This is a genomic window from Pseudomonas sp. S3_A09, from assembly GCF_054668065.1.
On record NZ_CP162752.1, the window covers coordinates 3,598,378 to 3,611,914 of the forward strand.

General features: G+C 61.7%; 12 protein-coding genes. All 12 read left to right on the forward strand.

Going from position 1 to position 13,537, the window contains the following annotated elements:
* The first annotated feature begins 169 nt into the window (after window positions 1–169).
* Genes mraZ through AB4N92_RS16875 form a run of 12 tightly spaced genes read left to right on the forward strand, consistent with a single transcriptional unit; the run spans window position 170 to window position 13,533 of the window.
* On the forward strand, window positions 170–625 hold the full coding sequence (gene mraZ / locus AB4N92_RS16820) for a division/cell wall cluster transcriptional repressor MraZ (protein ID WP_003171868.1): 456 nt from the start codon (window positions 170–172) through the stop codon (window positions 623–625).
* Entirely contained in the window at window positions 622–1,569 is a 948-nt protein-coding gene (gene rsmH / locus AB4N92_RS16825) for a 16S rRNA (cytosine(1402)-N(4))-methyltransferase RsmH (protein ID WP_010213048.1), read from the forward strand. The genes mraZ and rsmH overlap by 4 nt, the downstream gene beginning before the upstream one ends.
* Window positions 1,566–1,859 carry a cell division protein FtsL gene (gene ftsL / locus AB4N92_RS16830; protein WP_010213047.1) on the forward strand — a complete coding sequence of 98 codons (294 nt, stop codon included), beginning with the start codon at window positions 1,566–1,568 and terminating at the stop codon, window positions 1,857–1,859. Before rsmH ends, ftsL begins: the two co-directional genes overlap by 4 nt.
* Window positions 1,859–3,601, forward strand: a complete 1,743-nt coding sequence (locus tag AB4N92_RS16835; protein ID WP_165447909.1) for a peptidoglycan D,D-transpeptidase FtsI family protein — start codon at window positions 1,859–1,861, stop codon at window positions 3,599–3,601. Before ftsL ends, AB4N92_RS16835 begins: the two co-directional genes overlap by 1 nt.
* Window positions 3,601–5,064, forward strand: a complete 1,464-nt coding sequence (locus AB4N92_RS16840) for a UDP-N-acetylmuramoyl-L-alanyl-D-glutamate--2,6-diaminopimelate ligase (protein ID WP_010213043.1) — start codon at window positions 3,601–3,603, stop codon at window positions 5,062–5,064. Before AB4N92_RS16835 ends, AB4N92_RS16840 begins: the two co-directional genes overlap by 1 nt.
* Window positions 5,057–6,427, forward strand: coding sequence for a UDP-N-acetylmuramoyl-tripeptide--D-alanyl-D-alanine ligase (locus AB4N92_RS16845; protein ID WP_038452722.1), 1,371 nt, complete (start codon window positions 5,057–5,059; stop codon window positions 6,425–6,427). Before AB4N92_RS16840 ends, AB4N92_RS16845 begins: the two co-directional genes overlap by 8 nt.
* Window positions 6,427–7,509, forward strand: coding sequence for a phospho-N-acetylmuramoyl-pentapeptide-transferase (gene mraY, locus AB4N92_RS16850; protein WP_010213039.1), 1,083 nt, complete (start codon window positions 6,427–6,429; stop codon window positions 7,507–7,509). The genes AB4N92_RS16845 and mraY overlap by 1 nt, the downstream gene beginning before the upstream one ends.
* 6 nt (window positions 7,510–7,515) lie before the next feature.
* On the forward strand, window positions 7,516–8,862 hold the full coding sequence (gene murD / locus AB4N92_RS16855; protein ID WP_010213038.1) for a UDP-N-acetylmuramoyl-L-alanine--D-glutamate ligase: 1,347 nt from the start codon (window positions 7,516–7,518) through the stop codon (window positions 8,860–8,862).
* Window positions 8,859–10,082: a putative lipid II flippase FtsW gene (gene ftsW, locus AB4N92_RS16860; protein WP_010213037.1), complete on the forward strand. Its 1,224-nt coding sequence runs from the start codon at window positions 8,859–8,861 to the stop codon at window positions 10,080–10,082. Before murD ends, ftsW begins: the two co-directional genes overlap by 4 nt.
* Window positions 10,072–11,142 carry an undecaprenyldiphospho-muramoylpentapeptide beta-N-acetylglucosaminyltransferase gene (gene murG, locus AB4N92_RS16865; protein WP_010213036.1) on the forward strand — a complete coding sequence of 357 codons (1,071 nt, stop codon included), beginning with the start codon at window positions 10,072–10,074 and terminating at the stop codon, window positions 11,140–11,142. Before ftsW ends, murG begins: the two co-directional genes overlap by 11 nt.
* Window positions 11,135–12,580: a UDP-N-acetylmuramate--L-alanine ligase gene (murC, locus tag AB4N92_RS16870; protein ID WP_010213034.1), complete on the forward strand. Its 1,446-nt coding sequence runs from the start codon at window positions 11,135–11,137 to the stop codon at window positions 12,578–12,580. Before murG ends, murC begins: the two co-directional genes overlap by 8 nt.
* Window positions 12,577–13,533 (forward strand): D-alanine--D-alanine ligase, encoded by a 957-nt coding sequence (locus tag AB4N92_RS16875; protein WP_236266864.1) that lies wholly within the window; start codon window positions 12,577–12,579, stop codon window positions 13,531–13,533. The genes murC and AB4N92_RS16875 overlap by 4 nt, the downstream gene beginning before the upstream one ends.
* Window positions 13,534–13,537 lie beyond the last annotated feature (4 nt).

The window sequence follows — 13,537 nt, forward strand, 5'->3', positions numbered from 1 at the left end:
CGGTTTTCTCCTCCGTTTACGCTCCTAAATCTCCGTTCTGTAAGGCTTTTCCTTGAATCCGCGCCTTGACGGTGTGGTGGGCGCATTCCTATAGTGTGCGCAAGTGGCGGAAAGTGGCACAAAGTGGGTTTTTTGAACGTAAAACGCTAAAATTTGGAGAAACGCATCTGTGTTTCGCGGAGCTAACGCTATCAGTCTCGATGCAAAAGGCCGTCTCGCCATGCCGAGCCGGTATCGTGACGAGCTCATTTCGCGAAGTTCCGGACAGTTGATCATCACTATCGATGCCGTTGACCCTTGTTTATGTGTTTACCCCCTCGATGAGTGGGAGTTGATTGAAACCAAATTGCGCGCCCTGCCTTCATTGCGTGAAGAAAACCGCCGCCTGCAGCGTTTGCTGATTGGTAATGCCGTCGACCTCGAGTTGGATGGCAGCGGTCGTTTCCTGGTGCCTCCGCGTCTGCGCGAGTACGCCAAGCTGGATAAGCGCGCAATGCTGGTCGGCCAACTGAACAAGTTCCAATTGTGGGACGAAGATGCCTGGGATGCTGTTTCTGCAGCTGACCTGGCTGCTATTCAACAACCGGGCGCCATGCCTGATGAACTGCGTGATTTGATCCTGTGACTATTGATAGCGGCTTTAACCACATCACCGTACTGCTTGACGAAGCCGTTGAGGCTCTCGCCGTACGCGCGGATGGCTGCTATCTGGATGGCACATTCGGCAGAGGCGGGCATAGCCGGTTGATACTCAGCCAGCTCGGGCCTGACGGCAAACTCCTCGGGTTCGACAAAGACCCTCAAGCGATTGCCACCGGGCAAGCGCTAGCGGCCGAAGACGGCCGCTTTGTCGTTGTGCAGCGCAGCTTTGCCGAGCTGGGCGCCGAAGTGGCGGAGCGCGGCATGGCGGGCAAGGTGGCCGGGGTTTTGCTCGACCTGGGTGTGTCCTCGCCACAGCTCGACGACCCCGAACGCGGCTTCAGCTTCATGAACGATGGCCCGCTCGACATGCGCATGGACCCGACCCGTGGCGTCAGCGCCGCGCAGTTCATCGCGACCGCGCCAGTGGAAGAAATCGCCCGTGTGTTCAAGGAATACGGTGAAGAACGTTTCGCTGGCCGCATGGCCCGTGCCGTGGTTGAGCGCCGTGAAATCCAGCCGTTCGAACGCACAGCCGACCTGGCCGAAGTACTGAAAGTCGCCAACCCTGCCTGGGAAAAGGGCAAGAACCCGGCAACCCGAGCCTTCCAGGGCCTGCGTATTCACGTCAACAACGAATTGGGCGACCTGGAGGCCGGCCTCGAGGCTGCGCTCGAGGCGTTGGAAGTGGGCGGTCGCCTGGTGGTGATCAGCTTCCACTCCCTGGAAGACCGTATCGTCAAACTGTTCATGCGTCGCCTGGTCAAGGGTGAGTCCGACAACCTGCCGCGCAACCTTCCGGTACGTTTCGAGGCCTTTGTGCCGAAAATCAAAATCCATGGCAAAGCGCAGTTCGCTTCCGAAGCCGAACTCAAGGCCAACCCACGCTCCCGCAGCGCCGTTATGCGCGTCGCGGAGAAGTTGCGGTGAGCAAGCTTTTCGCCAAGCCCCTCCCGGGCGGCAGCTTCTTCATGTTGCTGCTGTTTGTCGGCGTGCTGATTTCCGCGATTGCGGTGTCGTACAGCGCCCACTACAACCGTCAGTTGCTGAATACCCTGTATGGGGAATTGAGTGTGCGTGACAAGGCGCAAGCGGAGTGGGGCCGGTTGATCCTCGAACAAAGCACCTGGACGGCCCATAGCCGTATCGAAGTGCTGGCCACCGAACAGCTGAAAATGCATATTCCTGGCGCGGCTGAAGTCCGCATGGTGGCGCCATGATGAAACTCGAGGGCGCACTCTACCCATGGCGCTTCCGCCTGATGCTCGGCTTGCTGGCATTGATGGTGGGTGCGATTGCCTGGCGGATCATTGACCTGCAAGTGGTCGACCGGGACTTCCTGATCGGCCAGGGCGACGCCCGTAGCCTGCGACACATCCCGATTCCTGCACACCGCGGCCTGATCACCGACCGTAACGGCGAGCCTCTGGCCGTCAGTACGCCGGTGACCACCCTGTGGGCCAACGCCAAGGAACTGCAGGTGGCCAAGGACCGTTGGCCGGCGCTTGCTGCTGCCTTGGGCCAGGACCCGAAAGCCTTGGCCGAGCGCCTCGAAGCCCAGGCCAATAAAGAATTCATCTACCTTGTTCGTGGCTTGACGCCTGAACAAGGTCAGCAGGTGCTCGACCTTAAAGTCCCCGGTGTCTACGGCATCGAGGAATTCCGTCGTTTTTACCCGGCCGGTGAAACCACCGCGCACATGGTGGGCTTTACCGACATCGATGACCACGGCCGTGAAGGCGTCGAACTCGCCTACGATGAATGGCTTGCCGGTGTTCCTGGCAAACGCCAAGTCATCAAGGATCGGCGCGGCAGACTGATCAAGGACGTCCAAGTCACCAAGAACGCCAAGGCCGGTAAGCCCTTGGCGTTGTCGATTGACCTGCGCCTGCAATACCTGGCCAACCGCGAGCTGCGTAACGCGATCATCGAGAATGGCGCCAAGGCCGGCAGCCTGGTGATCATGGACGTGAAGACCGGCGAGATCCTCGCCATGGTCAACCAGCCGACCTACAACCCTAATAACCGTCGCAACCTGCAGCCGGCGATGATGCGCAACCGCGCCATGATCGACGTGTTCGAGCCGGGCTCGACCATGAAAGCGATCTCCATGAGTGCTGCCCTCGAAACCGGGCGCTGGAAACCGAGCGACAAGGTCGAGGTGTACCCAGGTACCTTGCAACTGGGCAAATACACCATTCGTGACGTGTCCCGTACCGAAGGCCCGGTGTTGGATTTGACAGGTATCCTGATCAACTCCAGTAACGTGGGCATGAGTAAGGTCGCCTTCGATATCGGCGGCGAGACCATCTATCACTTGGCGCAGAAAATCGGTTTGGGCCAACCCACCGGCCTCGATTTCCCAGGCGAGCGCGTGGGCAACCTGCCCAACTATCGCGACTGGAAAAAGGCCGAGACCGCCACGCTTTCCTACGGCTACGGCCTGTCCGTGACCGCGATCCAACTGGCTCACGCTTTCTCTGTATTGGCGAATAATGGCCGGATGGTTCCGCTGAGCCTGATCCATGTCGACGAAGCGCCGAAAGCCACCCAGGTGATTCCGGAAAACGTCGCCAAGACCATGCAAGGCATGCTGCAACAAGTGATCGAGGCACCGCGCGGCGTATTCCGTGCCCAGGTGCCGGCGTATCACGTGGCGGGCAAGTCGGGTACCGCTCGTAAAACGTCGGTGGGCACAAAAGGCTACGCCGAAAACTCTTACCGTTCGCTGTTCGCCGGCTTCGGCCCGATGAGCGATCCACGCTACGCCATCGTCGTGGTGATCGATGAGCCGAGCAAAGCCGGTTACTTCGGTGGCCTGGTATCGGCGCCGGTGTTCAGCAAAGTGATGTCCGGCACCCTGCGCCTGATGAACATCACGCCGGACAACCTGCCGCCGACCCAACAAGCGAATGCCGGTCCACCGGCCGCTGCTGTAAAAGCCAATGGAGGGCGCGGCTGATGTCTCTTAGCCTGAACAAGATTTTTGCCCATGCCGGACGCGATCTGTTGATCCGCGAGCTGAGCCTGGACAGTCGTAATGTACGCGCCGGTGACCTGTTCCTGGCCGTGCCGGGTGGTAAGTTCGATGGCCGTGCGCACATCGCGGATGCCTTGCAACGCGGTGCGGCTGCCGTGGCTTATGAAGTGGAAGGCGCCACCGTGCTGCCGATCACTGACGTGCCATTGATTCCGGTCAAAGGCCTGGCTGCGCAGCTGTCTGACATTGCCGGACGCTTTTATGGCGACCCGAGCCGCCAGGTCAACCTGATCGGCGTCACCGGCACCAACGGCAAGACCAGCGTGACCCAATTGATTGCGCAGGCGCTTGACCTGCTGGGCCAGCATTGCGGCATCGTCGGCACCTTGGGCACCGGTTTCTATGGCGCGCTGCAAAGCGGCCTGCACACCACGCCGAATCCGATCGCTGTGCAAGCGACCCTGGCCGACCTGAAAAAGGCCGGCGCCAAGGCGGTTGCCATGGAAGTGTCGTCGCACGGTTTGCACCAGGGCCGCGTTGCTGCGCTGGCGTTTGATGTGGCGGTGATGACCAACCTGTCCCGCGATCACCTCGATTACCACGGCACCATGGAAGCCTACGCTGCCGAGAAGGCCAAGCTGTTTGCCTGGAACGACCTCAAGTGCCGCGTGGTAAACCTGGATGACGCATTCGGCCGCCAGCTGGCTGCCGAAGACCGTGAATCGCGCTTGATCAGCTACAGCCTGGAAGACGCCAGCGCGTACCTGTATTGCCGCGAAGCCCAATTCAATGATGAAGGTGTGCGCGCCACGCTGGTGACGCCTCAGGGCGAGCATCATTTGCGCAGCAGCCTGCTCGGTCGCTTCAACCTGAGTAACACTTTGGCGGCCGTCGGCGCGTTGCTCGGCCTGGAGTACGCCCTCGACGAAATCCTGCGTGTACTGCCGAAGCTGGAAGGCCCGGTCGGTCGCATGCAGCGCCTGGGTGGCGGCAAACAGCCGTTGGTCGTGGTCGATTACGCCCACACGCCCGATGCCCTGGAAAAAGTCCTGGTGGCGCTGCGTCCACACGCCAAGGGCAAGCTGCTGTGCCTGTTCGGTTGCGGTGGCGATCGCGATCGCGGCAAACGTCCGTTGATGGCCGAGATCGTCGAGCGTCTGGCCGATGGCGTGCTTGTCACCGACGACAACCCTCGCAGCGAAGACCCGAGCCAGATTTTCGACGACATCCGTGTCGGCTTCAAAGACGTGTCCAAGGCCACGTTTGTCGCCGGGCGCGGTGTAGCCATCGCCCAATTGATCGCCAGCGCCGGTGCTGACGACGTGGTGGTGCTGGCCGGTAAAGGTCATGAGGACTATCAGGAAATCAACGGCGAGCGGCACGCCTTCTCCGATCTGGTCGAGGCCGATCACGCCTTGAACGCCTGGGAGATCGCCCATGCTTAAAGCGATGAAATTCAGCGAACTGACCCAAGCCCTGTCGGCCCGCGTGCTGTCGAGCGATTGCAGCTTCGACGGCGTCAGTATCGACAGCCGCAACATCAAGCCGGGGCAACTGTTTGTCGCACTGACGGGCCCGCGCTTCGATGGTCACGACTACCTGAATGAAGTCGCCGCCAAAGGTGCCGTCGGCGCCTTGGTGCAGCGCGCAGTGGCGGACTCCACACTGCCGCAACTGTTGGTCGCCGACACCCGTTTGGCCCTCGGCCAGCTGGGTGCGTTGAACCGTGCCGCATTTACCAATCCCGTTGCGGCCATTACCGGCTCCAGCGGCAAGACCACGGTCAAGGAGCTGCTTGCCGGCGTGTTGCGCACGCGCGGCCCGGTGCACGCCACCCGTGGCAACCTGAACAATGATTTCGGTGCCCCGTTGACCCTGCTTGAACTGGCCCCGGAACACACGGCGGCGGTGATCGAGTTGGGCGCGTCGCGCGTCGGCGAAATTGCCTACACCGTGGCGCTGACCAAGCCTCACGTGGTGGTCATCAACAACGCCGGTACCGCCCATGTCGGCGAGTTCGGCGGCCCGGAAAAAATCGTCGAGGCCAAGGGTGAAATCCTCGAAGGCCTCGATGCCTCGGGCATCGCTGTGCTGAATCTCGACGACAAGGCCTTCGAAACCTGGCGTGTACGCGCCGCCGGTCGCAAGGTCCTGACGTTTGCCGTGCTCAACGCCGCGGCGGATTTCCATGCGTCCAACATCACCGTTGATGCGCGTGGCTGCCCGTCCTTTACCTTGCACACCCCGCAAGGCAACGAACATGTGCAACTGAACCTGCTGGGCAACCACAACGTCGCCAATGCATTGGCCGCCGCTGCAGCCGCCTACGCCCTCGGCGTGTCGCTGTTCGGGATCGCCACGGGCCTGGGTGCGGTGCAGCCGGTCAAGGGGCGCACCGTAGCGCAGTTGGCCACCAACGGCATGCGCGTGATCGATGACACCTACAACGCCAACCAGTCCTCTATCTGCGCTGCCATTGACCTGCTCAAAAGCTTCGAAGGCCGCAAGGTGCTGGTGCTGGGCGACATCGCCGAACTGGGCGACTGGGCCGAACAGTCCCATCGCGAGGTCGGCGCTTACGCCGCCGGCAAAGTCGACGCGCTTTATGCCGTCGGCCCGAACATGGCCCACGCCGTCAGCGTATTCGGCCCTGGTGCCCGACATTTTGTGACCCAGGCCGAGCTGATTCAGGCGCTGACCGCGGCTGAACATGACAAACATACAACCATTTTGATCAAGGGATCGCGCAGCGCGGTGATGGAAAACGTCGTCGCGGCCTTGTGTGGCTCAAGTACGGAGAAACATTAATGCTGCTGCTGCTGGCTGAGTATCTGCAACAGTTCCACAAAGGCTTCGCGGTCTTTCAGTACCTGACCCTGCGCGGGATCCTGGGTGTGCTGACTGCGTTGTGTTTGTCGCTGTTCCTGGGGCCGTGGATGATCCGCACCCTGCAGAACCTGCAAATTGGTCAATCGGTTCGTAATGACGGCCCGCAGTCGCACCTGTCCAAATCCGGCACCCCGACCATGGGCGGTGCGTTGATCCTGTCGTCCATCGGCATCAGCACCTTGCTGTGGGCCGACTTGCACAACCGCTACGTGTGGACCGTGTTGCTGGTCACGCTGCTGTTCGGCGCCATCGGCTGGGTAGATGACTACCGCAAGGTGATCGAGAAGAATTCGAAGGGGCTGCCAAGCCGCTGGAAGTATTTCTGGCAATCGGTGTTCGGCCTGGGCGCAGCGGTGTTCCTGTTCATGACCGCGCCAAGCGCGGTGGAAACCACCCTGATCATCCCGATGCTCAAGGACGCCAGCATTCCACTGGGCATTGGCTTCGTGGTGCTGACCTACTTCGTGATCGTCGGCTCCAGCAACGCGGTCAACCTGACTGACGGCCTCGACGGCCTGGCGATCATGCCGACGGTGATGGTGGGCGGCGCGCTCGGCATCTTCTGCTACCTGTCGGGTAACGTGAAATTCGCCGAGTACCTGCTGATCCCTTATGTACCGGGTGCAGGCGAGCTGATCGTGTTCTGTGGCGCGCTGATCGGTGCCGGCCTCGGCTTCCTGTGGTTCAACACCTATCCCGCACAAGTCTTCATGGGCGACGTCGGCGCACTGGCGCTGGGCGCGGCCCTGGGCACCATCGCGGTGATCGTTCGCCAGGAAATCGTGCTGTTCATCATGGGCGGTGTGTTCGTGATGGAAACCCTGTCGGTGGTCATCCAGGTGGCTTCCTTCAAATTGACCGGACGCCGCGTGTTCCGCATGGCGCCGATTCACCACCACTTTGAACTCAAGGGCTGGCCTGAGCCACGTGTGATTGTCCGTTTTTGGATCATCACCGTGATCTTGGTGTTGATCGGCCTTGCCACCCTGAAACTGAGGTAGAAACGAGTGTCCCTGATCGCTTCAGACCACTTCCGCATCGTTGTCGGCCTCGGCAAGAGCGGCATGTCCCTGGTTCGCTTCCTGGCGAGCCGGGGCAAGCCGTTTGCCGTGGCCGACACGCGGGAAAATCCACCGGAGCTGGTCACGCTGCGCCGTGACTACCCGCACGTGGAAGTGCGTTGTGGCGAGCTGGATGTCGAGTTTCTGTGCCGTGCCGATGAGCTCTACGTGAGCCCCGGCCTCGCCATCGCGACCCCGGCCCTGCAAGCCGCCGCCGCCCGTGGTGTGAAACTGTCCGGCGACATCGATCTGTTCGCACGTAACGCGCAGGCGCCGATCGTGGCTATCAGCGGTTCCAACGCGAAAAGCACCGTGACCACCCTGGTCGGCGAGATGGCGGCTGCGGCCGGTAAACGTGTGGCCGTAGGCGGCAACTTGGGCACACCGGCACTCGACCTGCTCAGCGACGACGTCGAGCTGTACGTGATGGAGCTGTCGAGCTTCCAGCTGGAAACCACCCACGACCTCGGCGCCGAAGTGGCCACCGTGTTGAACGTGAGTGAAGACCACATGGACCGCTACAGCGGCCTGCCGGCCTATCACTTGGCCAAGCACCGGATCTTCCGTGGCGCCAAGCAGGTGGTGGTCAACCGTCAAGATGCGTTGAGCCGTCCGTTGATGGGCGAGGGCCTGCCGTGCTGGACCTTCGGCCTGGGCAAACCTGATTTCAAGGCCTTCGGTATTCGCGAAGAGAACGGCGAGAAATACCTGGCCTTCGAATTCCAGAACCTGATGCCGGTGCGCGAGCTGAAAATCCGTGGCGCCCATAACCAGTCCAACGCCCTGGCGGCCTTGGCACTGGGTCATGCCGTTGGGCTGCCGTTTGACGCCATGTTGTCGGCCCTGCGTACCTTCGGTGGCCTGGAACATCGTTGCCAATGGGTGCGCGATCTTGACGGCGTCAGCTATTACAACGACTCCAAGGCCACCAATGTCGGTGCGGCCCTGGCGGCCATCGAAGGCCTCGGCGCCGACATCGAAGGCAAGCTGGTGCTGATCGCCGGTGGCGACGGCAAGGGTGCCGACTTCAAGGACCTTAAAGGCCCGGTTGCCGAACATTGCCGTGCCGTGGTGCTGATGGGGCGCGACTCCGATTTGATCGCCGCCGCCCTCGGCGACGCGGTGCCGCAAGTGCGCGCCACGTCCCTGGACGACGCCATCGCTCAGTGCAAGGCCCTGGCCCAGCCAGGTGATGCGGTGCTGCTGTCGCCGGCGTGCGCCAGCTTCGACATGTTCAAGAACTACGAAGAGCGCGGCCAGCTGTTCGCCCGCGCCGTGGAGGCCTTGGCATGAGTATCGACTTTCGGAACATCATCAAGCCCTACCCGTCGCCGATCATCACGGGGCGCGGTATCGACCTCGATTTCCCAATGCTCGCCGGTTGCCTGGCGCTGTTGGGCCTGGGCCTGGTGATGATCACTTCGGCGTCTTCCGAAGTGGCCGCCGTGCAGTCGGGCAACACCCTGTACATGATGATCCGTCACCTGGTGTACCTGGTGATCGGTCTCGGCGCGTGCATCGTCACTATGATGATCCCTATCGCCACCTGGCAGCGCCTGGGTTGGATGATGCTGATCGGTGCGTTCGGCTTGCTGATCATGGTGATCCTGCCCGGCATCGGACGCGAGGTGAACGGTTCGATGCGCTGGATCGGCTTCGGTGCGTTCAACGTGCAACCGTCGGAAATCGCCAAGGTGTTTGTGGTGATCTACCTCGCCGGTTACCTCGTACGTCGCCAGAAAGAAGTACGCGAAAGCTGGATGGGCTTCTTCAAGCCGTTCATCGTACTGCTGCCCATGGCCGGCCTGTTGCTGATGGAGCCCGACTTCGGGGCCACCGTGGTGATGATGGGCGCGGCCGCAGCGATGCTATTCCTGGGGGGCGTCGGTCTGTTCCGTTTCACCTTGATGGTGGTGCTGGCCGTGGCCGCTGTGACGGTGCTGGTGCAGGCGCAACCTTACCGGATGGCCCGTCTGATTACCTTTACCGACCCGTGGGCCGACCAGTTCGGTTCCGGCTACCAGTTGACCCAGGCGCTGATCGCCTTCGGTCGCGGCGAATGGCTGGGCGTGGGCCTGGGCAACAGCGTGCAGAAGCAGTTCTACCTGCCGGAAGCGCACACCGACTTCGTGTTCTCGGTACTCGCCGAAGAGCTGGGCGTGGTGGGTTCGCTGTGCACCGTTGCGTTGTTCGTGTTCGTGTGTGTACGCGGTATGTACATCGGCTTGTGGGCCGAGAAGGCCAAACAGTATTTCGCCGCCTATGTGGCCTACGGCTTGTCGTTCCTGTGGATCGGCCAGTTCCTGATCAACATCGGTGTGAACGTCGGCCTGCTGCCGACCAAGGGCCTGACTTTGCCGTTTCTCAGTTACGGCGGCAGTTCGTTGGTGATTTGCTGTGCGTGCCTGGGCTTGTTGCTGCGCATCGAGTGGGAGAGTCGAACCCACCTGGGCAGCGAAGAGATGGAATTCAGCGAAAGCGATTTTGCCGAGGAGCCACCCCATGGGCGCTAACGTGCTGATCATGGCGGGCGGCACCGGGGGCCATGTGTTCCCTGCGTTGGCCTGTGCGCGGGAATTCCAGGACCGTGGCTACTCCGTGCACTGGCTGGGCACGCCGCGTGGCATCGAGAACGAACTGGTGCCGAATGCCGGCTTGCCGCTGCACCTGATCAACGTCACCGGCTTGCGTGGCAAGAGCAAGTTGTCCCTGCTCAAGGCGCCGTTCGTATTGCTCAAGGCGGTGTGGCAGGCGCGCAAAGTGATTCGTGAACTGAAGCCGGTGTGTGTACTCGGTTTTGGTGGGTATGTGACCGGTCCTGGTGGTGTCGCCGCCAAGCTCGCCGGTGTACCGGTGATCGTGCACGAGCAGAACGCCGTCGCCGGTACCGCCAACCGCCTGCTGGTGCCGCTGGCTGCACGGGTGTGCGAGGCGTTTCCGAAGACCTTTGGCGCCTCGGACAAACTGCGTACCACCGGCAACCCGGTGCGCACTGAACTGTTTATGGGCATCGCCCGTGAAGCACTGGCGGGGCGCAAGGTGCACCTGCTAGTCATGGGCGGCAGCCTGGGCTCCGAGCCGTTGAACAAACTGCTGCCGGAAGCACTGGCGCAACTCCCTGTGGAATTGCGCCCGGAGGTCTTCCATCAGGCCGGCAAGCACCACGGTGAAGTCACCGCCACGCGTTATCGCGAAGCCGGTGTCGAGGCGAACGTACAGCCCTTCATCAAAGACATGGCCCATGCCTATGGCTGGGCCGACCTGGTGGTCTGCCGCTCCGGTGCGCTGACCGTCAGTGAACTGGCCGCCGCCGGTCTGCCGTCCTTGCTGGTGCCTTTGCCCCACGCGATCGACGATCACCAGACCCGCAACGCCGAATATTTGGCCGGGGAGGGCGCTGCCTTCCTGCTGCCGCAAAGAACGACTGGCGCCGCCGATTTGGCCGCACGCCTGACCGAGGTTTTGATGCAACCGGAACGACTCAATAGCATGGCGAGCACCGCAAGCCGCCTGGCCAAACCTGACGCAACCCGCACTGTGGTGGATATCTGCCTGGAGGTGGCCCATGGTTGAGAATCAGAAAGCCATGCCGCAACCGGAAATGCGCCGCATCCGTCGTATCCACTTCGTCGGCATTGGCGGCGTGGGCATGTGTGGCATTGCCGAAGTGTTGCTGAACCTGGGCTACCAGGTGTCCGGCTCTGACTTGAAAGAGTCGCCGGTCACTGAACGCCTGAAAACCTTTGGTGCACAGATCTTCATCGGCCACCGCGCCGAGAACGCCGCCGAGGCCGATGTGCTGGTGGTGTCCAGCGCCGTGAACACCTCCAACCCGGAAGTGGCCACTGCCCTTGAGCGTCGCATTCCCGTGGTGCCACGCGCCGAGATGCTGGCCGAGCTGATGCGCTATCGCCACGGCATTGCCGTCGCCGGTACCCACGGCAAAACCACCACCACCAGCCTGATCGCCTCCGTGTTCGCGGCCGGTGGCCTGGACCCGACGTTCGTCATCGGTGGCCGTCTGAATGCAGCCGGTACCAATGCACAACTGGGCACCAGCCGTTACCTGATCGCCGAAGCCGACGAAAGTGACGCGAGCTTCCTGCACCTGCAACCGCTGGTCGCCGTGGTCACCAATATCGACGAAGACCACATGGCGACCTACGACGGGGACTTCAACAAGTTGAAGAAAACCTTCGTCGAGTTTCTGCACAACCTGCCGTTCTACGGTCTGGCCGTGGTGTGCCTGGACGATCCGGTGGTGCGCGAAATCCTGCCACTGGTCAAGCGTCCGACCGTGACCTACGGCTTCAGCGAAGACGCTGACGTGCGTGCGATCAATGTGCGCCAGGAAGGCATGCAAACCTTCTTTACCGTGTTGCGTCCCGACCGCGAGCCGCTGGATGTATCGGTGAACATGCCGGGCAACCACAACGTACTCAATTCCCTGGCGACCATCTGCATCGCCACCGACGAGGGCGTCAGCGATGAAGCCATCGTCGAAGGCCTGTCGCGCTTCGCCGGCGTGGGCCGCCGTTTCCAGGTATACGGCCAGTTGCCGGTAGACGGTGGTGACGTGATGCTGGTGGACGACTACGGTCACCACCCGACTGAAGTGGCTGCCGTGATCAAGGCCGTACGCGGTGGCTGGCCGGAGCGCCGCCTGGTGATGGTCTACCAGCCGCACCGCTACAGCCGTACCCGCGACCTGTATGACGACTTCGTCAATGTACTGGCCGATGCCAACGTGCTGCTGCTGATGGAAGTCTATCCGGCTGGTGAAGAACCGATTCCGGGCGCCGACAGCCGCAAGCTGTGCAACAGCATCCGTCAGCGTGGCCAGTTGGACCCGATCTACATCGAACGTGGTGTGGACCTGGCGCCCATCGTCAAGCCGCTGCTGCGGGCCGGTGACATTTTGCTGTGCCAGGGGGCCGGTGATATCGGTGGTCTTGCGCCTAAGTTGCTGGCGAGCCCGCTGTTTGCGGCGGCCAAGGGGAAGTCGAAATGATCAACGACTACGGCTCCCTGCTCTCGACAATCGCACCTGCCGACTTCGGTCGCGTAGCGGTGTTGTTCGGTGGCAAAAGCGCTGAACGCGAAGTCTCGCTCAAGTCCGGCAACGCCGTGCTCGACGCCCTGCAAACCGCAGGCGTGAACGCCTTCGGCATCGACGTGGGCGATGACTTCATCGCCCGCCTGCAGGCCGAGAAGATCGACCGCGCCTTCATCATCCTCCACGGCCGTGGCGGTGAAGACGGCAGCATGCAAGGCCTGCTGGAGTGCGCCGGCATCCCCTACACCGGCAGTGGCATCCTGGCTTCCGCGCTGGCGATGGACAAGTTGCGCACCAAACAGGTGTGGCACAGCCTGGGTATTCCGACCCCGCGTCACAGTGTTCTGTGCAGCGAAGACGATTGTATTTCTGCCGCCAAGGAACTGGGCCTGCCTTTGATCGTCAAACCAGCCCATGAAGGCTCCAGTATCGGCATGGCCAAAGTGAACTCGGCCGCCGAATTGATCGACGCATGGAAAGCGGCAAGTACCTACGATTCGCAAGTGTTGGTGGAACAGTGGATCCAGGGTCCCGAGTACACCATCGCCACCCTGCGTGGCCAGGTATTGCCGCCTATCGCATTGGGCACGCCCCACACCTTTTACGACTACGACGCCAAGTACCTGGCTTCCGATACCCAGTACCGGGTCCCCTGCGGCCTTGACGCAAGCAAAGAACAGGAATTGATGGACCTCACGGCGAAAGCCTGTGAGGCGCTGGGTATCGCCGGTTGGGCGCGAGCAGACGTGATGCAGGATGACCAAGGGAATTTCTGGTTCCTGGAAGTCAACACCGCACCGGGCATGACGGATCACAGCTTGGTACCTATGGCAGCCCGTGCGGCCGGTTTGGACTTCCAGCAGTTAGTGCTGGCGATCCTGGCCGACAGCATTGAGCCAAGAGGCTAAGGAC